Here is a 22,210-nt window from a genome sequence, read left to right as displayed (position 1 = left end):
GGAGATCAAATTTTAAATTTAGATACCCTTAACCTAATCATAACATTAAATTAACTTCTTTATCCAGGCTGAATTTGACTTTTCAGCACTTTTTTGGATTTCAAATCCTTGAGTTTAACTACTGAAAATGAGTATTTTAATCCCATTTTAATCTCGTTTTAATTTCATGTTAACTCCCTTATATGTTCATGTTAATTTAATATTAACGTGATCCTGCCTGCCTAGTTTTGATAAAAAAAATAAACCTAGAAAATGAAAAAAGAATTCAGCAATTTTGTTGTTTACCTGGCAGTAACGTTCCTTTTTTTTGTAGGGTTTGGAGCTCAGGCTCAGGTAACTACCTCCAGCATGAATGGTAAGGTTCGTGACAGTAAAGGGATGGGGATTCCTGGGACAAGTGTCCTTATCCTGCATCTGCCAACTGGTACTAAGTATGGTGCGGTAACCGATAAAGATGGGGCATATCGGGTGAATAACCTCAGTCCAGGGGGACCATATCAAGTGACTGTAAGTTATGTAGGTTATCAGCCTCAGCAGCAATCTGCCATAACGCTAAATCTGGGTGTAGACCGGCGATTAGATTTTATACTGCCCGAAGATGGTCAGCAATTGAATGAAGTGGTCGTATCGGGTACCAAGGGTGGAGCAAAAGTGGGGGCAGGCACTAAAATTGGCGAAGAACAAATTAAAACTTTACCTACGGTGAGCCGAAGCCTGACAGATTTAACACGATTAACCCCACAGGGAAGTAAAGACAATTCCTTTGTAGGAACAAATTTCAGGTACAATAACGTCACTATCGACGGTGCGATTAACAATGATGCGATTGGGTTCAGTCCTTCTTTGGGCGGACAAAGCGGGAGCTCAGGAATGCCCGGCAGCAGTACGCGGACCAATCCGGTTTCACTGGACGCCATACAGGATGTACAGGTATTACTGGCGCCTTATGATGTTAAAATCGGAAACTTTACAGGAGGCAGCGTGAATGCGGTAACGCGTTCTGGGACCAATGATGTGAGCGGATCGGTATATGGATACGGTAGGAATGCGGCATTGATCGGCAGAAATAAAGTCGGCGATAATGCCAAAGAACCTTCCGCCTTTCATGACTATCAGACTGGTTTTCGATTGGGGCTTCCTATTATCAAAGACAAGCTATTCTTCTTTACGAATGAGGAGCTCACCAGAAGACAAGATCCTGTTATTTTAGGTGCCGGATCACCGGATATGAAGTTGATCACCTCTGATGAGGCCAAGTCGATCACAGATCACATGATCAATACCTATGGAATTGATCCAGGTACAGCTGGAAATTACAATATCTACTCCAAGTCTAATAAGTTTTTTAACCGTTTAGACTGGAATATCGAGGATAAAAACCAATTGACGATCCGGAACAATACGATCCGCTCAGAGGCTACGAATTTAGAAAGAGACCAGGCCAATTTCAGGTTCTCAGGCATCGACTTCAAGCAGACGAATAACCAGAGTTCTACAGTTGCGGAATTGAAAAGCAGACTTTCTAATAGTTCCTCCAATAGTTTGGTGATTGGCTATTCTAATATTCATGATTTTAGGGATCCAGTAGGGAACCCAGCAGTACCGCAGATTGAGATCAGTTCTCGTGGCGGAACGATTTTTCTGGGCACAGACCGGGAAGCGAGTATCTTCAACATGAAGCAAAAGACCTTTGAATTTACGGACAACTTCACCTTTACAAAAGGAAAACACACCATCACATTTGGTACGCATAATGAGCTGTATAACATCACCTATGGTTTTGTGAATGCCTGGAACGGACGTGTGGCTTATGGCAGTGTAGACGACTTTTTAAAAAACCAGCCATCTCGGGTACGTACCAATTACAACTATACGAACAACAGCAGGGATTACATCATGGACAATCCTCCTGCCGAATTTAAGCTGAATATGTACAGTATTTATGGAGAAGATCAGTTTCAAATTACAGACAGATTTAAGCTGACCTATGGTTTGAGGTTAGACCTTGCTGATTTGCCGAATAAACAGCCTTTAAGCGATAAGACCATCAATGGGCCAGTAGACCCTAATTATGGAACCAGTTTTACCTATACGAAACCAAAAGACATCAAAAATGATTACCTCGGACAAGTTCAGGTATCGCCAAGAATTGACTTCAATTATGACCTCAACGGAGATCAAAAAATGATCTTAAGAGGAGGAAGTGGATTGTTTACCGGAAGGGTTCCATTCGCCTGGTTAGGCTATGCCTATTATAATAATGGCGTGACTTTCGGTGCTTACGATCAAAAGTACAATTACGACCCTGCAAAACCACTCGTTAAACCTGCTGTAGGATCTGATCCGATTAAAGATGCTTTGAATGGGAATGGAGAGGCAGGTTATGTGGCCAAACAAGGCGTAAATGTGAATAATGCCAATGGCGCAACGCAAGTCGATCTGATTGATAACAATTTCAAAATGCCTAAAACGTGGAGATCGAGCTTAGCTTTTGATTATAAAACAGATGACTTCTGGAAGTTTACAGTGGAGGGGATCTTTACGAAAGTAATTCATGATCTGAAGTTTCAACAGGTGAATTATACGGATAATCCAACCTATAATATCTATGATACGGAACATCAGCAGCCTATTTATCCGACGAGCAATAATAAAATCAACCCTTTATATAGCAATGCGTATTTGCTGTCGAATACCAGTCAGGGGTATAGATATAGTATAACCGGACAAGTGAGCAAGTCCTTTCCTTTTGGATTGGATGTCATGGCAGCATATACTTACGGACAATCGAAAGACATCACCAATGGGATCAGAAATTCAATGGAGTCCAATTGGCAGCTGAATCAGGCTTTAAATCCTAATAATCCAGGACTTGCTTATTCTAATTTTGACATCCGCAACCGTATCGTATCTACCGTTAATTTTAAACATGTCTGGGATAGCCGTAATAGATATACAGCCAACTTCTCCTTATTCTTCAGCGCGCAGTCCGGTTCGCCATATTCTTATGGATTCCTGAATACGACGATCAATGGTACGGGACAGAATGTGAGTTTAGTCTACGTTCCAAAAGCTGGAGAGACACCGCAGTTTTTCGCGAAAACACCGGATGGGATTCAGCAGGCTGCTGCATTTGATGCCTTTATCGACGGCGATCGTTATTTGAAAACCAGAAGAGGATTGTTTACAGAGCGTAACGGCGCACGTACGCCATGGAATGTACAGGCAGATTTTAGATTTTCGCAGGACCTGATCGTTTCTGAAACAGCCGGACATAAACACACGCTGACTTTCACTTACGACGTTGTGAACTTAACGAACTTATTGAATAAAAATTGGGGTGTTCAATACTTCTCTCCAAACACCTATAATTCTATGGCAAGTGTAGGACTAAAAGCAGTGACTGCCGGAACTCCAGCAAGTTATCCGATCTACACTTATGACGCTGGTAATACCAGTACCTATGCGAAAGATTTCTTTGCTTCCAGATTCCAGATGCAATTTGGATTGAGGTATAGTTTTTAGCTAAAACATTTTTAGTAGTTTCGTTATTTATAAATAAACTAATCACAAAAAATATGACTTCAGTAAAAGCATACGCAGCTCATAAATCAGATAAACCATTGGAACCCTATCAATTAACTCGTCGGGAGCCGGGTGCAGATGATGTGGAAATCAAAATTTTATATAGTGGGGTGTGTCATTCAGATATTCATACGGCAAGAAATGAATGGGGAGGTACCATGTATCCTGTCGTTCCAGGCCATGAAATTGTAGGTAAAGTGAGCCGCGTAGGGGCTAATGTCAGTAAATTCAAAGTAGGCGATACCGTAGGTGTAGGCTGTTTTGTAGACTCTTGCGGTCATTGTAATAACTGTAAAGACCATCAGGAGCAGTATTGCGAAAACGGACATTCACAGACTTATAATTCTTTTGAGCAGGATAAAAAAACGATCACTTATGGTGGTTATTCGACGCATATTGTAGTTACACAGGGCTTTGTCCTGAGCGTTTCAGATAAGCTGCCATTGGAAAAAGTGGCGCCATTGCTTTGTGCGGGGATCACTACTTATTCTCCTTTGAGACATTGGGGCGTTAAAAAAGGGCATAAACTAGCTGTAGTTGGCTTGGGTGGTTTAGGTCACATGGCTGTAAAACTTGCTGCTTCGATGGGTGCTGAGGTGACGATGTTGAGTCGCTCTCCAGGAAAAGCAAAAGATGCAGAAGAGTTAGGTGCGCACCATTTTGCGTTGACTACAGAAAAGGAAACAATGAAAGATCTGGCGAATACGTTTGATTTTATCATTGATACGGTTTCTGCAGAGCATGATTACAATGAATACCTTGCTTTATTACGCACTAATGGGGTGATGATCTTATTAGGTGTTCCTCCAACTCCTTCGGAGGTACATGCAGTACAGCTGATCTTTGGCCGCCGTAGTTTGGTAGGCTCTTTAGTAGGTGGTATTAAGGAAACACAGGAAATGCTAGATTACTGTGCAGAACACGGGATCACTTCTGATGTGGAAATGATCAGCATGGACCAGATCAATGAGGCGTATGAGCGTACCCTGAAAGGTGATGTTCGTTATCGATTTGTTATTGATATGGCCACTCTAGATTAATTTTTATAGCATTTTTTAGAACCCGGTAAGTTTAGACTTACCGGGTTTTTTTATAAATTGTAGTAATTGTCCTGCAAACCAGTTTGGTGCCAAACAATTTGATAGTTGAAAACGTTAGCTTTCTACACATGGAAAAAATGCCTCGCTGGTCTAAAATTACACTTAGAATATTTATTGGTTTAGTTGCTCTTGTTGCTCTCGTTTTTGTTGGACTCGGTTTGTATGTTAATGCAAATAAAAAGACTCTGCTGGCCACAATAACAGAACAATTAAATAAAAACCTCAATGGATCTTTAACCATTGGCAGTATGGATCCTACGTTTTTTAAAGGCTTTCCAGGGGTATCTATCAGCCTCAAAAATGTGGTGATAAAAGATAGTCTTTGGAAAGTACACCAACATACTTTATTAGAGGCACAGGATTTTGAGGTTTCTGTAAATACAATGGCCTTGTTAAGAGGGACTATTGAGATCAAGAAAATAGGCATCAACAATGCTAAAATAGACCTGTTCACAGATACATCCGGCTACAGTAATACGGCTGTTTTTAGGAAAAAGGATAAAAAAAAGCCGGATTCGACTAAGACGAGTACAGATGCGCAACTGAAACAATTCAGCTTAAATAATGTGAATTTCATTGTTGACAATAGAAAGGGCCATAAATTGTTTCATTTTGAAGTAGCGGATCTGGATGGAAAGATGGACTATTCATTTTCAGGATGGGAGGCTAATTTAAAGCTGAAAACGCTGGCAAAGAGCATGGCCTTTAATACAAGAAGAGGGAGTTTTATCAAAGACAAAGTATTAGAAGGTCCTTTTAAGATCAATTATGATGAAGATACAGGGATGATCCTGGTAGCGCCTAATCAATTGAACATCGGGAAAGATCCTTTTATTATTGGGGCCAAATTTGACACTTCAAAAGAGAATACGGTATTTACGATTGACATTAAAGCGCCTTCAATTCTATGGAAAGATGCGGCTAATCTGCTGGCGCCTAATATTACGGAGAAGCTGTTGATGTTTGATTTGAAAACACCAATAGATGCCAGTTGTATCCTAAACGGGGACATGGGGCCAGGTGGTGATCCGGAAATTAATGTGACAGCGATTGTAAAAGACAATGTTTTAAAAACTCCAGGAGGCATCATTGACAGCTGTAATTTCAAAGGCACTTTTACGAATAATTATGAAAAGGGGAAAGGCTTAACTGATCCGAATTCTGCGATTAAATTGTATGGCTTTAAAGGTTCCTATACAGAAATGCCTTTTTCAATTGATACGATGATGATTCTTGATTTGGAGAAACCTATTGCTACAGGGGTTTTCAGGTCGAAATTTGCGGTTGCGAAGCTGAATAAAGCTATTGGAACGGAAACCCTAAGATTTGGGAAAGGAACAGCAACAGTGAGGCTGGCTTACAAGGCTGATATTGTTGACTTTAAACTCCATAAGCCATTGGTGACGGGTGTAATTGACGTAGTAAATGCGGATGTCAGCTATGTACCAAGGAAGTTGAATTTTACGAATACCGCGGTGTCCTTGAATTTTACTACGGATGATCTATTTATAAAGAATATTCGTTTGCAGAGTGGAAAAAGTATCGTCATGATGGATGGCCAGATTCGTAATTTCCTGAATCTATATTATAATGATCCAGAGAAGATCTTGTTGAACTGGCAGATTAGAAGTCCGCAGTTACATTTAGGAGAGTTTATAGGTTTCCTGGGAACAAGAAAGCCAGCTAGAACTGCGAAGAAGTCTTCAAAAAATACTAGTTTCTCGGAAGATGTGAATGATTTATTTGAGAAGAGTAAGGTAGATATGCATTTAAGGGTAGCCAAGGTCTATTATAATAAGTTTATCGGTACGGACGTAACCGCAGATCTGTTTCTTTCTGAAGCCGGTATCGGCATGAAAAATATTTCTGTGAAGCATGGCGGAGGTGCGATGAAAGTAAATGGGACTATCTCCCAAAAAGGAAATATGAATCGTTTTTTGGTCAATACGACCTTAAGCAACGTAGACATTAAAAACTTCTTTTATTCTTTTGATAATTTCGGTATGACTACGCTGACTTCTAAAAACTTGAAAGGTTTTCTTTTTTCTAAGTCTACGATTGGCGGTTTGATTACGGATCAGGGGAGACTGGTGACCAATTCCTTAGGCGGTAATATTGTATTTGACTTAAAAAAAGGGGCATTACTGCAATTTGAACCGGTAAAAAGTGTGGGTAAATTTGCTTTTCCTTTTAGAGATCTGGACAATATTACCTTTAGTAACCTGAATGGTAAGTTTGATGTTCGTGGGCCGTTGATTACAATTGCCCCAATGCAGATCAATACTAGTCTCCTGAATATGGATGTATCTGGAGTATACTCGATGTCGAAAGGGACGAATATTGCGGTAGACGTGCCGCTTAGGAATCCGAAAAAAGACGCCGATATTACTGATAAAAAGGAAATTCAGGAGCGTAGAATGAAGGGGATTGTACTTCATTTACTGGCAACCGATGGGGAAGATGGCAAGATTAAAATCAAGCTGAATAAAAACCGGAATAAAGATAATTAGGCTCTATTCATGATCGAGGATAGAGCCACTGTTGATTATGGGGGATTTTTGCCTCGGACAATGGATGAGTGGTAGAGAAAAGTCAGCAGATGACAGTGCTGGAAGGAGGAACTCAGCTGCCAGTTGGCACTTATTTTTAGGTGATTGATCCGCATAATGGCAGAAAGATTCTTTCGGGATCAATCAATCTCGATTTCAAATATGGCCAATACAATATTCTCATAATGCTTAGGCAATATTTTTGAGGCTTCTGGAACAATGTTTCCCAGGTAATTGAACCCGCATCTTTCGTAATAAGCGATGAGTTTCGGATTATCACCCCAGGTATCTAACCTGATGTATTTCTTTCCCTTTTTGGCACCATACTCTTTGGCCCATTCGATGATGATGTTCACAAAATGAGAACCTCTGAATGCTGGATTCGTCACGATGCGGTGGATATAGATGGAAGGATCAGCATCTTTTTCTTTCCAGATGAGCGGATCGTTAAAGTCGATGGCAAAAATGCAGGCGGTTTGTCCCTCGATGATGATTTTCCATTGTCTGCCTTCCTGAATCTCTCTTTCAATTAAACTGCGTTCAAATCCTTGCCAGTGTTTCTTGAATACAGTCTTTTGATAAGCGATTGCATTATCGTAAAGTTCAAAAATGCGATCAATATCGTTTGGGTTGGAAGGAATAATGGTAACGTCTTTTAACATTTTACTTAAATTGAATTAACCCTAAAAGTCGTAATTTTATTCTAACCGCAATGGGTACAGATCTAATTATTTTACCCACACAGATTACAGAAGTACAATTGAAAGCCAGGTTAAATGGATAAATTCCATAGCAACTAAATGATTTAAACTTACAAACCCCATAAAACAATAAACTATGAAACGTAATGCAACAGCCGTTTGGAGTGGCACAATCAAAGCAGGTGCTGGTCACCTGAGCACAGATAGCAAAGTATTAGATCAGACGCAGTACTCTTTTAACAGCAGATTTGCCGATGGAATTGGTACGAATCCGGAAGAGCTGATGGCGGCGGCACATGCAGGCTGTTTTACGATGAAATTAAGTCTTGACTTAACAGAAGCAGGTTTTAAGTCTGAGAATTTAGAAACTAAGGCTACGATTTCGCTAGACAATGGTGTGATCTCGAGCTCTCATTTAGTTTTAAAAGCAAGAGTTCCTGGGATAACTGAAGAACAGTTTCAGGAAATTGCAAAGGGAGCAAAAGCAAATTGCCCGGTAAGTAAAGCTTACAATTTGGAAATTACTTTGGATGCGAGCTTAGTATCTTGATAATGTGGCTGTCTGTCCTATAAAAGCAAAAACTGCTGAAAGTAATTGGATTACTTTCAGCAGTTTTTTAGTTTCAATCGGTTTTATTTTGAAATATCCGCGTTAAACCGACTGAAAATAAAGTGTTTGATGAGAAAAATAAGGTAAAATTTCTATTTTAGGACTTTCAACATCAAATTCAATAGAAATGAATAAGCCGATACTTGTTTTGAAATTAGGTACTGCCTCCATTACTACTCCAAAAGGGGAGTTGGATGAGGGTGTGATTGCTGATGTTGCAGCACAGGTTGCCCAACTGGCGAAGGGACACAGATTGATTCTGGTTTCTTCCGGTGCTGTGGCTGCGGGAAAGCAATACATTAAGAACTACAAAGGGAAAATCTCCGAAAGGAAAGCTGCTGCGGCTATCGGGAACCCCATATTGTTAAATACCTATTCAAAACATTTTTACCCCTATGGTATTCAGATGGCTCAGAGTCTTTGTGAGCGTCGTCATTTCTCTAATAGAACACAGTTTTTACAACTCAAAGAAACCTATGAAGAGCTATGGAAAAATGGGGTCATTCCAATTGCAAATGAAAATGATGTAGTGAGTGATCTGGAATTGAGATTTTCTGATAATGATGAGTTGGCCACCCTGCTGGGCGTAGGCTTTGGCGCATCTCTGATCTTGCTGGGGACTTCCGTTCCTGGTGTATTGGATAAAGACGGAAAAGTAGTGGAGAAAATAGATTCCATCAATAACGAGGTGTTTTCTCTTGCTGATAAGAAAAATTCTGATCTTGGATTGGGAGGGATGGTGTCCAAGCTTACTTTTGCCCATTTGGCCTCTTCCATGGGGATTAAAGTGGTCATATTTGGAATTAGAACCCCAAATGGGATTCTGGATGCAGTAGCAGAGAAAACAGGTACTGTATGTGCGCCTAAAAATTGCGCTATACCTGCAAGAAATAAATGGCTGGCCAGTGGAAGTCTGGTAACCGGCAGGTTAATGGTGGATGAGGGTGCTTGTGAAGCGATTAGAGCACGTAAAAGTTTATTAGCTGTAGGTGTGACTGCTGTGATCGCTCCCTTTGCAAATGGAGAGATATTCGAGCTGGTTGATGCTCAAATGAACATCGTTGGCGTTGCAAGGGCTAAAGCTTCCTCCGAAACTATTGAAAGTAATTTAAAACAACACAATCTGGAAATTGCCAACGCCAGTGACATCGTTATCTTATAAACAAACATGGAAGCTATACAAAATCAGTTAATCAATGCTAAGAAAGCCAGGAATTCCATCGCTTCTTTAAGTGATGAAGGAAAGCAGATGTTGCTCCATCGTTTGGCAGCGGTAATTTTGGATAATTCTACTCAGATTATCGAAGAAAACTTAAAAGATTTGGTTAAAATGTCAGATGCCGATCCTAAAAAGGATCGGTTATTCTTAAATGCCGATCGGATTTCAGGCCTGGCTAATAGTTTAAAGGATGTTGCGGGATTAGCAGATCCGACCAATCAATTGATTTCCAGTAAACAAATGGAGAATGGTTTGCTGATTCAAAAGAAAACAGTAGCCTTAGGCGTAGTGGGTGTCATTTATGAGTCCAGGCCCAATGTAACCATTGATGTGGCTTCTTTATGCATCAGATCGGGAAATGTTTGTTTGCTTCGCGGCGGACAGGATGCTTTTCATACCAATCTCTTTTTAGTTTTCTTAATTCAGGGAGTTTTACTGGAATTAGGGTTAGATAAAAATATTGTGCAGCAATTGCCAGCGGACAGGAAATATATCCTGGAAATCCTTAAGGCAGAAAAATATATTGATGTCATTATTCCACGTGGTTCCAATGAGCTGATTTCTTTTGTGCGTAAAAACGCCCTAGTACCGGTTATTGAGACCGGAGCAGGGGTGTGCCATACTTATGTTGCTGCCTCTGCAAAGCTGCTTACAGCGGCTGAAATTGTTCAGAATGCCAAGGTTTCCCGTCCTTCTGTCTGCAATGCATTGGATACTGTATTGGTGGATCAAAGGGTTGCTGCTGACTTTTTAGCGCTGTTAGGCCCCTTACTGGCTGATCATCAGGTAGAAATCTTTGCCGATGACCATGCTTATAAACTTTTGAAGGAGCTGAATTACCCGAATTTGGTACCCGCTACCATTGAAGATTTCGGAAGAGAATTTCTTGATTATAAGTGTTCTGTTAAGGTCCTGGAAAATATACAAGAGGCTTTAGCCCATATCTCCGAATATTCTTCGAAGCATTCTGAAGCGATTGTCACGGAAAATGCGGCAGAAGCGGAACAGTTTTTGGAAGAGGTAGATGCGGCTGTAGTTTACTGGAATGCTTCTACGCGCTTTACTGATGGACAGATGTTCGGATTGGGTGCGGAAATAGGAATTTCGACGCAGAAGCTTCATGCCAGAGGACCTTTTGCATTGGAAAAATTGGTCACCGAAAAGTGGATCGTTAAGGGGGATGGACAAATAAGGAATTAACTTTGAGTTCCCCAATTCCCTCTTTGGGAAAAAAGAAGGACAATAATTTTTCTCATTTCTGCAAAAAATTGAATCCTATAGGTGTTTATACGGGTAGTTTTAGCATGGCTTGACTTTTGAATATTGTTTTGGAAAACTACTACCTTTTCCATGCAGAACAATTTGAGTCAACCTCAACCCTTACTTTTAAAAATGTTGGGGGAAATCGAGGACTATGCGATTTTATTTCTTGATCAGCATGGGTTCGTCAGGAGCTGGAATAAAGGATCGGAGTTGATCAAAGGATATACTGCTGAAGAGATGTTGGGAATGGATTTCAGGTCATTTTATACCGAAGAAGCTCAGGCCAATAAAATCCCTGACCATTTGCTGGAAGAGGCGGTACTGAATGGTAAAGCGCATCATCGGGGTTGGCGCATCAAGAAGAATGGGGAGCAATTCTGGGCACATGTTACCATTACCGCAGTTTATGATGAGGAGAATGAGGTGATTGGCTTTTCTAAATTTACCAGAGACCTGACTGATAAGCTGAATGCTGAAAAAGCATTAAAGGAATACGCAAGGGTGCTGGAATTTAGAAATAAAGAACTGGAACAGTTCGTTTATATTGCCTCTCATGATTTGCAAGAGCCTTTGCTGACCGTCAAAAACTTTGTCGGTTTATTGAAAAAGGAATACGGGGAGCAGTTTGATGAAAACGGTTCCTTATATCTGGATTACATTGCGGAATCCACAGAGAAAATGAAACACCTGATCAAAGGGGTATTAGATTATGCTCGTTTAGGGACTCATGAGGCAAAGGAATTGGTGGATTGCAATGATTTAATGGCCACCTTGCAGGAGGAGTTTTCAGAAGAAATAGGAGCGCTTAGGCTGGAGGTCGACTGTGAAAATCTGGAAGTCAGTTATGACAATTTACCGCGTGTTCCTGCTTATGAAAAGGCGCTTAAGCAACTTTTCAGGCGTTTATTCAGCAATGCATTAAAATTCAGAAAAAAAGAAGGTATATTGAAAATTCAGGTGACCGCTGCTTATGAAGATCAGCATTGGAACTTCGAGTTTAAAGACAATGGAATCGGGATAGAGGAGCGGTATAAGGATAAGATCTTTTTAATTTTTCAGCGTTTAAATAGTAAGGAAGCTTACCCAGGCCATGGAATTGGACTTTCGCACTGTAAAAAGATTGTGGAACTCCATGGTGGGGAAATTTTTGTAAAATCTGCCTTGAATGAAGGTAGTACGTTTTGTTTTAGCCTTAAAAATGATAAATAAAGGATGAAAAAATTTAAGGGTCTTAATTGTGTGTTACTTGTTGATGATGACATTCCTACTAATTATATCCATCGAAAAATAGTTCAGAATACCAATATTGAAGTAGATATTAAGGCGATTACCTCAGCGAGGGAAGCGCTTGATTATTTGACCTTTTCAGGGATATATGAGAATGATGTGGATATGCTGAGGCCTGGTATAATCTTTCTAGACATCAATATGCCTGGTATGAGTGGCTGGGATTTTATGGAAGAATATCGGAAAATAGATGTCGCGCATAAATCGAAAACGATCGTCGTGATGCTGACTACTTCTTTGAATCCTGACGACGAATTGATGGCTTCCGCCAATGAAGAAATTAGGAATTACTTACATAAACCTTTAAATGAAGACGCCTTTGTTAAAATTGCAGGTAAATATTTTGAGGAGATTAACAATTAATTCTCTAGATTGCCTGTAAATTATATTACGAATGAAACCTCCATCTATTAAGGATATTGCAAAAAAAGCAGAAGTATCCATCACCACAGTCTCCTTTATCTTAAATGGCAAAGCCGAAAAGATGCGCATCAGCAAGGAGGTGATCAAGCGCGTAGAAGGGATCATTGTTGAGCTGGGCTTTAAACCAAATCAGATCGCAAGAAGTCTGCGGACAGGGAATACCAAAACTATCGGTTTGATTGTAGAAGATATTTCCAATCCATTTTTCTCGGCTATAGCCAGACTTATCGAAGATAAAGCCTATAAAAAAGGCTATAAAATCACCTATTCCAGTACAGAGAATGATCCGGCAAAAGCAAGGGACTTAATTGAGATGTTTAAATCAAGAAAGGTGGATGCTTATATCATAGCACCGGTTCCCGGGATTGAAGAGGACATCAAACAGTTATTGGAAGATAAGATACCGGTAGTCATTTTCGATAGAAATCTTTCGGATCTTGATGTGAATTACGTGGTTGTAGACAACTTTAAAGGTGGTTATTCTGCCGCGGAATTTCTGATCAAGAAAGGAAGAAAGAACATTGCTTTCGTAACCGTAGATGTGGATGTTGATCAGATCAATAATCGTTATTTAGGATATGAGCAGGCATTGAAAGACCATGGCATTCCTGTAAATGAGCAAACCTTGGTCAGAATTCCTTTCGATAGCACAGAAGAAGATACCAATGAGCGTTTAAAGGCTTTGTTTGAAGAAAACCCTAAAATTGACGCCGTATTTTTCTCTACCAACTACCTTGCAGTAAGAGGTTTGTTTTTCCTAAAGAAGATTAAGAAACCTATTGATGATGGTTTTATGATTGTTGCTTATGATGATCAGGATGTTTTCAAGATCCATACACCTCCTATCAGTGTGGTTGATCAACCCATAGAACAAATCGCTGAAAAGATTATTGACATTATTCTCCAGGAACTTTCTGCGGATAGATCATTACCCCAAACTGAAAGAAGTAAGGTGATATTACCTACTAAATTTATAGAAAGATGATTTAGAGGCTTAAGCCTCTAAATCTTTCATGACTGCTTTAATCTTGTCGCCAAGTAGGGCGTCAGTTTCTTTAAAGCTTGCTTTGTCTTTTAAAGCGGTATTTACGCTGCAATAGAATTTAATCTTAGGCTCAGTTCCTGATGGTCTTGCGGAAACAATGCTGCCATCTGCTGTGATAAACTGCAGTACATCCGATTTAGGGAAGTCCAATTTCGTTTTCTCACCGGTAATCAGGTTAGTTTCAAATCCCAGTTCGTAATCCTTTAATAAAGCGACTTTAGCACCTCCAAGTGTTGCTGGTGGGTTACTTCTGAATTTCTCCATCATCGCTTTAATTTCTTCTGCACCAGTTTTTCCTTTTTTAGTGATGGATACCAGCTCTTCTTTGTACAAACCGTATTCTACATACATGTCTAACATGGCATTGTATAAGCTGCTGCCTTTATCTTTGTAGAAAGCGGTCATCTCAGCGATGAAAGCACAGGAAACTACTGCATCTTTATCTCTCACCAATTCGCCGATCAGGTAACCATAACTTTCTTCACCGCCACCGATAAAGGTTTTCTTACCTTGAAGGCTGGTCATCAGTTGTCCGATGAATTTAAATCCGGTTAAGGTATTGTAGAAGGTTACGTTTTTCTTTTTAGCGATTTCTTCGATGATGTTAGTCGTTACGATTGTTTTAACGATGTATTGATCACCGGTAAGTTTTCCTTTTTCTTCCCATGCACTCAATAGATAATTGATCAAAAGACTACCAGTTTGATTACCGTTTAGCAATACGAATTGCCCGTCGTTGTTTTTTACCGCGATACCTACTCTGTCTGCATCCGGATCTGTTGCCAGAACAAGGTCTGCATCAATTTCTTCCGCTTTTTTAAGGGCTAAAGTTAATGCTTCTTTTTCTTCTGGGTTCGGATAAACCACAGTTGGGAAATTACCATCTGGTGTGCTTTGTTCTTCAACAAGTGTTAAGTTGGTGAAACCGAATTGCGCCAATGCTTGAGGCACTAAGGTAATTCCTGTACCATGAATAGGAGAGAAGACGATTTTAAGGTCTTTCTGACGTGCAATGGCTTCAGGTGAAACTGATAATTCAGTGATTTTATCCAGGTATAACTGATCAATTTCTTCTCCGATCAGTTCAAAGTTACTTTCGATGCGGTCAAATTTCACCTCATCAATATTTTTGATTTTGGCTACTTCATCCATCACCATGGTGTCGTCAGGGGAGGTAAACTGTCCACCGTCTGCGCCATAAGCTTTGTATCCGTTATATTCTTTAGGGTTATGCGATGCGGTAAGCATCACGCCACTTTTGCAGCCCAATTCTCTGATTGCGAAGGAAAGCTCTGGTGTTGGTCTCAATGCTTTGAAGAAATACACATGGATACCATTTGCCGTGAACACATCTGCAGTGATTCCAGCGAAATAATCAGAGTTATTGCGGCTATCGTGTGCAATGGCTACTTTGATTTTTTCATTTGGGTATTTATTGTTCAGGTAATTGCAAAGCCCTTGTGTGGCTGTTCCAATGGTGTACTTGTTGATTCTGTTAGAACCGGCACCCATGATGCCGCGAAGGCCTCCTGTTCCAAACTCCAAACTTCTATAAAAAGAGTCGGTCAGCTCAGTAAAAGCTTCTTTATCTAATAGCTGTTGGATTTCTTCTTTCGTTTTACTGTCGTAATTGCCGTTAAGCCATTGATTGATGGTACTTAGGGTTGCTGCTTCTAATTGCATATGATTGTGTCTGTCTTTTTAACTCTTGCAGGAATAAACGTTTAATCTTTCAGCTTGTTTTGTGAGAATACGATTAAAATGTAGAATTCCAAATTTTATTTTGTGTATTTAGCGTTTATTATCGCCGATTTTTTTAATTTCACGGCCACTATACAAGTATATAGCCAATTTATCAAAAAATAAAATTCTTACCTCAATTAAATGAAGATATTAAAGTTTGGAGGAACTTCCGTAGGAAGCCCTGAGCGCATGAAAAAGTTGCTGGATATTATTAATCCGGCTGAAGAGCAAATTGTGGTCCTATCAGCCGTGTCTGGTACAACCAATAGTTTAGTGGAAATTTCAGGCAAACTTTTAAAGGAGGATAAACAGGTGGCGTTAAGCTTAATTAACGCATTGCACCAGAAATATAATGAGTTCATTATTGAACTGTTACCTGAAGGAGAGTTTCGCGAACAAGGACAAGAAGTAGTGGAGTACCATTTTGGTTTCCTGGCTTCTTTAGTGAATGATATTTTCACCCCAATTGAAGAAAAAGTAGTGCTGGCACAAGGAGAACTACTGTCGACCACTTTATACCATATTTACCTGAAATCTATCGGCGTACCATCGGTATTGCTTCCAGCATTGGATTTCATGAAAACTGATGAAGATAATGAGCCGGATGTTCCGTATAGCACGAAGCATTTAACGCCTTTATTGGACCAGCATAAAGGAAATAAATTGTTCATCACTCAAGGTTTTATCTGTAGAAATAGCTTTGGTGAGGTAGATAACTTGCGTCGTGGTGGAAGTGATTATACCGCTTCTTTAATCGGCGCTGCCATCCTTGCAGAAGAAGTTCAGATCTGGACAGATATCGACGGGATGCACAACAATGATCCTAGGATTGTTAAAGGTACCAAACCAATTTCTCACCTTTCTTTTGACGAAGCTGCGGAGCTTGCTTATTTTGGTGCAAAGATTTTACACCCACAGTCGGTATTCCCTGCACAGAAATATAAAATTCCAGTAAGGTTATTGAATACCATGGAGCCTACTGCTGCCGGTACTTTAATCTCTGCGGAAAGTGAAAAAGGAAAGATCAAGTCGATCGCAGCTAAAGATGGCATCACTGCAATTAAAATTCATTCCAGCCGTATGCTATTGGCTTATGGTTTCTTAAGAAGAGTTTTTGAAATCTTTGAACGTTATAAAACACCAATTGATATGATCACTACTTCTGAAGTAGCGGTTTCCTTAACCATTGATTTTACCGATAACCTGGATAAAATTGTAGAAGAACTTCATGCTTTCGGTTCAGTAGAAATTGATAAGAACCAAAGTATTGTTTGTGTAGTTGGTGATTTCAGCGCGCAGACGCATGGTTTCGCATCAAGAGTTTTAGATTCTATCAAACACATTCCAATCAGAATGATCTCTTACGGAGGTAGCAATTACAACATCTCTTTATTGATCAATACTGATGATAAGACGGAAGCCTTAAAAAGCTTACACAACCGTTTATTTGAATAGGAGAGGGTTTATCTCTTTCTTAGCCAGATCATAGCGGCAACAAGAATTACAACGAGTAGGATAAAGAGTTTAACTCTTCTATCGTACTCGTTTCTACTCAATCTGTTGTTCTTGAAATCGACGTAATTGCCGAAATAAATAAAACTCAGAACAACAATAAAAAATATAATCAGATACTTGAACATTATGTTTTCCGAAAAAGATATAGCACGTTTCGCGAATTTAGAAACACCCTTTTATTATTACGACCTTAACCTGCTGCAAAATACATTAAATGATTGTGCAGCGGCGGCAAAGGTATATAATTTTCATGTGCACTATGCTATGAAAGCAAATTTCAATCCTGCTGTTTTACAAAGAATTAAGGCAGTAGGTTTTGGGGCCGACTGTGTAAGCGGCGGCGAAGTGAGTAAGGCGATTGAAGTAGGCTTTGATCAGAAACAAGTGGTGTTTGCAGGTGTTGGAAAGTCAGACAGAGAAATCAATGAGGCTTTAGACCAGGATATTTTCTGCTTCAATGTAGAGTCTATCCAGGAATTGGAAGTGATCAATGAACTGGCTGGTAAGAAAGGGAAAGTAGCAAGAGTAGCCATTCGTATCAACCCAAACGTAGATGCACACACGCATCATAACATCACCACAGGATTAGATGAGAATAAATTTGGTGTAAATTCATGGGATTTACCTGCTTGTGTGGATACCTTGAAGGAGAGTGCAAGCCTTGAATTTATTGGGGTGCATTTCCATATTGGTTCGCAGATCACCAATTTAGACGTTTATAAAAACCTATGTGTTAGGGTAAATGAATTCGCTGCCTGGTTTGAAGCGCGCGGATTTATTGTGAAAGTATTGAATGTTGGTGGTGGTTTGGGTATTGATTACCACAATCCAGAGCAGCAGATTCCTGATTTCGCAGCTTACTTTAAAGTGTTCCAGGAATTTTTAGAGGTTCGGTCTAACCAGGAGGTTCATTTCGAATTGGGAAGAGCATTAGTTGGACAATCCGCTTCATTGATTAGCAGAGTGCTGTATGTGAAAAATGGAAAGAAAAAGAACTTCATCATTTTAGATGCTGGAATGACAGAATTGATGAGACCTGCTTTATATCAGGCTTACCATAAAATTGAGAACATCTCTAAGCTTGATGTTGCAGATGCCGTAAAATATGATGTAGTAGGGCCAATCTGTGAGAGCACCGATTGTTTTGGTAAAGAAGTAGAGCTTCCGGAAACTTTCCGTGGGGATTTGATCGCTTTACGTAGTACAGGTGCCTATGGAGAGGTAATGGCTTCGCATTACAATTTAAGAGAAAACATCGTTTCTGTTTACGATACAGAAGCATAAGTTATCTTTATATATTAAAAAAGCTTGTTGAAACGCTGGAGATTCCATGGTTTCAACAAGCTTTTTTTATGGGCTTTCCTGCGGTTATTCAGGATGCGCTTCCAGTTCTGTTTTATGCCTAGTCTTCTTCGAAAAAGTCGATCAGGCCTCCAAAGTAATATTCTGTTAATCCAGCAGTGAAATCATCATAGTCTTCATCAGGAATATTCGTCTGCACGAACTCAAGAGAAGTTCCTTTTTTATCTTCATGGAATTTAATGGTCACGATAGAGGGCTCGTTGTCTTCTCCGAAATACCATTGCTGAACTAGTTTTTTGCCGGGTTCGAATTCCAGGTTTTTACCTACGATATCGCCATCCCAGAAAGAAAATTCTGTGCCTGGTTCTTCTGTGAATTCTACTTCTGCGCCAGTCCAGAGTTGGATACTTTGTGCTTTTGTCATTGCTAAATACACTTCTTCAGGAGGTGCAGGCAGCTGGTAATATTTTTTAAATGTCTTCATGCGCTGTTAAAATGCAAATATATCCAAATAAGCAAGGAAAATCGTCCTTTTATGCGGTTTAAAATCAGTTTATAGAATAATTCCTACTATTTGAAGGCATTTATTCCCGTTACATCCATTCCGGTAATGAGGAGATGGATGTCATGAGTTCCTTCGTAGGTAACCACGGATTCCAGGTTCATCATGTGTCTCATGATCGAGTATTCGCCGGTAATTCCCATTCCTCCCAGCATCTGACGCGCATTTCTGGCAATCTCCAATGCGATTTCTACACTGTTTCTTTTGGCCATGGAAATCTGTTCTGCCGTGGCTCGGTTCTCGCTTTTAAGTACACCTAAACGCCACACTAGAAGTTGAGCTTTGGTAATCTCGGTGACCATTTCTGCTAGTTTTTTCTGCTGCAACTGGAATCCGCCGATAGGCTTGCCAAATTGTACGCGTTCTTTTGAATAACGCAATGCGGTATCATAGCAATCCATAGCAGCGCCTAATGCTCCCCATGCAATGCCGTAGCGCGCCTGATTTAAGCAGCCTAATGGTCCTTTTAATCCAGTAATGTCAGGGAAGATATTTTCTTTAGGAACCTTCACATTGTCGAATACCAGCTCTCCAGTTGCAGAAGCCCTTAAACTCCATTTGTTATGGGTTTCTGGAGTGGTAAAACCTTCCATACCGCGTTCTACAACCAGACCTCTGATTTTGCCGGACTCATCTTTTGCCCAAACCACCGCAATGTCAGCAAAGGGGGCATTAGAAATCCACATTTTTGCACCGTTTAACAGGTAATGATCTCCTTTATCTTTGATATTGGTCACCATTCCACCAGGATTAGAGCCATGATCTGGTTCTGTGAGTCCAAAGCAGCCCATTAATTCGCCTGTTGCCAATTTTGGTAAGTATTTTTTACGTTGTTCCTCTGTGCCATAAGCAAAGATTGGATACATGACCAATGAGCCTTGCACGGAGGCGGTAGACCTGATTCCAGAGTCTCCACGTTCAATTTCCTGCATTAATATCCCGTAGGCGATATAATCTAAACCTGCGCCACCATATTCCACAGGAATCGTTGGGCCAAAAGCGCCTATTTCTCCTAAGCCTTTAATCAGATGTTTCGGGAATTCTGCTCTTTGTGCATAATCTTCGATGATCGGGCTGACTTCTTTTTTCACCCAATCTCTAGCGGAAGAACGGATCAGCTTATGTTCGTCACTTAGTAATTCATCTAACTGATAATAGTCAGGAGCTTCGTAGAGGTCTTTTTTTGCAGATTTACTCATAAGTTAGGAGATATTTGGTCTTTTGTTTCTCAGCTGATTTTTTAATCAGGCTTATTTCAAAGTTAATGATTTCGAGGAATGATTTAATAATTTAAAGGAATGGCTAGTAATAACCGTTCAAAGATTTATTTTTGTTAAATGAGCAATGCTAAAAGCTATATTCAAACAGTTGCGTTAAGAGATGTAAAATGTCATGCTTTTCACGGGTATTATCCTGAAGAGCAGTTAACTGGGATTTATTTCATGGTAGATGTTGTGGTTACTTTTGTCCATACGGGTGATACAGAGAATTTGAATCATACGGTGAATTATGAAGTATTGAACACTATTTTGCTGGAAGAAATGGCAAATACACAAAAAATGCTGGAGACCGTGGTGCGAAGAATTTTAGATCGCGTGATTGATACTTATCCATTTGTGCGTACAGGGAAAGTAGGAATTCGGAAAATGAATCCTCCTATGCCTGGTGAAATTGGCCATTCTTTTGTGGAATTGAGCTATGAAGCAGCTCAATAATTTAATTTATCTATTTTTTTCTTAAAAATCCTTAACCTATAATCATGGAATTTACTAAAATTACTGTCGAGCTGGTAGATTTGATTAAAGTTGCTGTTGGTGCAGACAGTGTTTTTACTGATGAAGAAACTTTGAGTATTTATTGTCATGATGAGACCGAAGATTTAAAGTATTATCCGGAAGTAGTGGTGAAACCTAGGGATACGGAATCTGTATCCGCCTTGCTGAAAATTTGCCATCAATATTTGGTTCCTGTTACCCCTAGAGGGGGGGGGACAGGCTTAAGTGGCGCTGCCTTGCCAGTTTTTGGCGGCGTATTGTTATCCATGGAGCGCTTTAAAAAAATCATAGATATTGATACAGAGAATTTACAGGCCATTGTAGAGCCAGGCGTGATTACGCAGGAATTTATGGATGCTGTGGGGGAGAAAGGTTTGCTTTATCCGATTGATCCATCGAGTAAAGGTTCTTGTTTTATAGGTGGCAATGTGGCTCATGGTTCGGGCGGACCAAGAGTTGTCAAATATGGTACGATCAGAGAATATATATTAAACCTGGAAGTGGTTTTACCTAATGGTGAAATTATCTGGACAGGAGCAAATACACTTAAATATGCTTCTGGCTATAACCTGACACAGTTAATGATTGGTTCAGAGGGAACTTTGGCGGTGGTAACTAAGATCGTCACCAAGTTGATCCCGAGATCAGAAAACAATGTGCTGATGCTGGCTTCTTTTGCTGAAAATGAACAGGCATGTGCTGCAGTATCTGCTATTTTCCGTGCAGAAGTGATCCCTTCTGCGTTAGAGTTCATGGAGCGAAAAGGAGTGGAATGGGTGATTGAATTCGATCAGATCAAGTTTGACCTTAACGATGGCATCAATGCTTTTCTTTTGATTGAATTTGATGGTAATGATATGGACAGCATTTTCAAGGATTGTGAAAAGGTGAATGCGGTATTAGAGCAGTTTGGTTGTACGGATGTGCTGTTTGCTGATACTGCTCAGCAAAAAGAAGAATTGTGGCGCATGAGAAGGGTGATGCCGGAATCGGTGAAATCTAATTCTATCTATAAAGAAGAAGATACGGTGGTTCCTCGTGCAGCCTTGCCGAAATTGATCAATGGTATCAAAGAGATCGGTTCCAGGTATGGTTTCGAAAGTGTATGTTACGGCCATGCTGGTGATGGAAATCTACATGTGAACATCATTAAAGCCGGAATGAGTGATGAAGATTGGCATACTAAGCTGAAAGATGGTATTGTGGAGATTTTTGAATTGACGACTGCTTTAGGTGGGACGATTTCTGGTGAACATGGGATCGGATTGGTGCAGAAAGACTTTATGTCGATTAAGTATTCAGAAATCCACCTGAATTTAATGAGGGGGATTAAAAAGGTATTTGATCCTGCGGGGATTCTAAACCCGGGAAAGATCTTTTAAGGATCAACTGGAGGTTATTGATCAATAGTGTCCTAAACGTTTAATGTTTTTGTAAAAAGGCTTAGGATGGATTGAAATAATCGCATTTTAAGGATTATTCAAAAAAGAATCCCTTGTATGCTGGTATTGGGTTCCAGCTTAGGTGGTTC

17 protein-coding genes are annotated in these 22,210 nt (G+C 40.0%); 13 read left to right on the top strand and 4 right to left on the bottom strand.

Translation table 11 applies throughout. From position 1 onward, the window contains the following. Nucleotides 1–252 precede the first annotated feature (252 nt). The 3 genes from H9X96_RS21710 (at nt 253) to H9X96_RS21700 (ending at nt 7,195) form a co-directional block, all read left to right on the top strand. The gene (locus H9X96_RS21710; RefSeq protein WP_187668301.1) at nt 253–3,525 is read left to right on the top strand and encodes a TonB-dependent receptor; all 3,273 of its coding nucleotides are present in this window, start codon (nt 253–255) and stop codon (nt 3,523–3,525) included. A gap of 53 nt (nt 3,526–3,578) precedes the next feature. Beyond that, nucleotides 3,579–4,625, top strand: coding sequence for an NAD(P)-dependent alcohol dehydrogenase (locus H9X96_RS21705; protein ID WP_187668300.1), 1,047 nt, complete (start codon nt 3,579–3,581; stop codon nt 4,623–4,625). Nucleotides 4,626–4,753: 128 nt separating this feature from the next. Continuing rightward, the gene (locus H9X96_RS21700) at nt 4,754–7,195 is read left to right on the top strand and encodes an AsmA family protein (protein WP_255431205.1); all 2,442 of its coding nucleotides are present in this window, start codon (nt 4,754–4,756) and stop codon (nt 7,193–7,195) included. A gap of 179 nt (nt 7,196–7,374) precedes the next feature. Here the strand turns inward: H9X96_RS21700 and H9X96_RS21695 are convergent, their stop codons facing one another. Next, the gene (locus H9X96_RS21695; protein WP_187668299.1) at nt 7,375–7,896 is read right to left on the bottom strand and encodes a GNAT family N-acetyltransferase; all 522 of its coding nucleotides are present in this window, start codon (nt 7,894–7,896) and stop codon (nt 7,375–7,377) included. A 175-nt stretch (nt 7,897–8,071) separates the two neighbouring features. On the opposite strand from H9X96_RS21695, the gene H9X96_RS21690 reads away from it, so the two are divergent. The 6 genes from H9X96_RS21690 (at nt 8,072) to H9X96_RS21665 (ending at nt 13,722) form a co-directional block, all read left to right on the top strand. Then, complete coding sequence (locus H9X96_RS21690) at nt 8,072–8,485, top strand: OsmC family protein (protein ID WP_187668298.1); 414 nt, start codon at nt 8,072–8,074, stop codon at nt 8,483–8,485. A 187-nt stretch (nt 8,486–8,672) separates the two neighbouring features. After that, nucleotides 8,673–9,707, top strand: a complete 1,035-nt coding sequence (proB, locus tag H9X96_RS21685) for a glutamate 5-kinase (RefSeq protein ID WP_187668297.1) — start codon at nt 8,673–8,675, stop codon at nt 9,705–9,707. 6 nt (nt 9,708–9,713) lie between these two features. Continuing rightward, entirely contained in the window at nt 9,714–10,964 is a 1,251-nt protein-coding gene (locus H9X96_RS21680; RefSeq protein ID WP_187668296.1) for a glutamate-5-semialdehyde dehydrogenase, read from the top strand. A 192-nt stretch (nt 10,965–11,156) separates the two neighbouring features. After that, nucleotides 11,157–12,236: an ATP-binding protein gene (locus H9X96_RS21675; RefSeq protein ID WP_187668295.1), complete on the top strand. Its 1,080-nt coding sequence runs from the start codon at nt 11,157–11,159 to the stop codon at nt 12,234–12,236. Between the two features lie 3 nt (nt 12,237–12,239). Further along, entirely contained in the window at nt 12,240–12,677 is a 438-nt protein-coding gene (locus H9X96_RS21670; protein ID WP_187668294.1) for a response regulator, read from the top strand. Nucleotides 12,678–12,708: 31 nt separating this feature from the next. Further along, on the top strand, nt 12,709–13,722 hold the full coding sequence (locus H9X96_RS21665) for a LacI family DNA-binding transcriptional regulator (protein WP_187668293.1): 1,014 nt from the start codon (nt 12,709–12,711) through the stop codon (nt 13,720–13,722). 9 nt (nt 13,723–13,731) lie between these two features. Here the strand turns inward: H9X96_RS21665 and H9X96_RS21660 are convergent, their stop codons facing one another. Next, nucleotides 13,732–15,465, bottom strand: a complete 1,734-nt coding sequence (locus tag H9X96_RS21660; RefSeq protein WP_187668292.1) for a phospho-sugar mutase — start codon at nt 15,463–15,465, stop codon at nt 13,732–13,734. A gap of 201 nt (nt 15,466–15,666) precedes the next feature. Between H9X96_RS21660 and H9X96_RS21655 the strand changes: the two genes are divergently transcribed. Both H9X96_RS21655 and lysA read left to right on the top strand, forming a co-directional pair. Continuing rightward, complete coding sequence (locus H9X96_RS21655) at nt 15,667–16,980, top strand: aspartate kinase (RefSeq protein WP_187668291.1); 1,314 nt, start codon at nt 15,667–15,669, stop codon at nt 16,978–16,980. Nucleotides 16,981–17,166: 186 nt separating this feature from the next. Further along, nucleotides 17,167–18,324 (top strand): diaminopimelate decarboxylase, encoded by a 1,158-nt coding sequence (gene lysA / locus H9X96_RS21650; RefSeq protein ID WP_187668290.1) that lies wholly within the window; start codon nt 17,167–17,169, stop codon nt 18,322–18,324. Nucleotides 18,325–18,442: 118 nt separating this feature from the next. On the opposite strand, the gene H9X96_RS21645 is transcribed toward lysA, so the two are convergent. Together H9X96_RS21645 and H9X96_RS21640 are read right to left on the bottom strand one after the other, a co-directional pair. Next, nucleotides 18,443–18,826 (bottom strand): SRPBCC domain-containing protein, encoded by a 384-nt coding sequence (locus tag H9X96_RS21645; protein WP_187668289.1) that lies wholly within the window; start codon nt 18,824–18,826, stop codon nt 18,443–18,445. An 86-nt stretch (nt 18,827–18,912) separates the two neighbouring features. Beyond that, on the bottom strand, nt 18,913–20,103 hold the full coding sequence (locus tag H9X96_RS21640) for an acyl-CoA dehydrogenase family protein (protein ID WP_187668288.1): 1,191 nt from the start codon (nt 20,101–20,103) through the stop codon (nt 18,913–18,915). A gap of 138 nt (nt 20,104–20,241) precedes the next feature. Here H9X96_RS21640 and H9X96_RS21635 point away from each other — a divergent pair, with 138 nt between their 5' ends. Then, nucleotides 20,242–20,619 carry a dihydroneopterin aldolase gene (locus tag H9X96_RS21635; RefSeq protein ID WP_187668287.1) on the top strand — a complete coding sequence of 126 codons (378 nt, stop codon included), beginning with the start codon at nt 20,242–20,244 and terminating at the stop codon, nt 20,617–20,619. Nucleotides 20,620–20,663: 44 nt separating this feature from the next. Further along, a complete protein-coding gene (locus tag H9X96_RS21630; RefSeq protein WP_187668286.1) occupies nt 20,664–22,061 on the top strand; it encodes an FAD-binding oxidoreductase in 1,398 nt (465 codons plus the stop codon). The last annotated feature ends 149 nt before the right edge of the window (nt 22,062–22,210 follow it).

Origin of the sequence: Pedobacter sp. N36a, from assembly GCF_014472395.1 — a bacterium.
In the GTDB taxonomy this organism is placed as follows: domain Bacteria; phylum Bacteroidota; class Bacteroidia; order Sphingobacteriales; family Sphingobacteriaceae; genus Pedobacter.
This window is presented reverse-complemented; position numbering and strand designations above follow the sequence as displayed.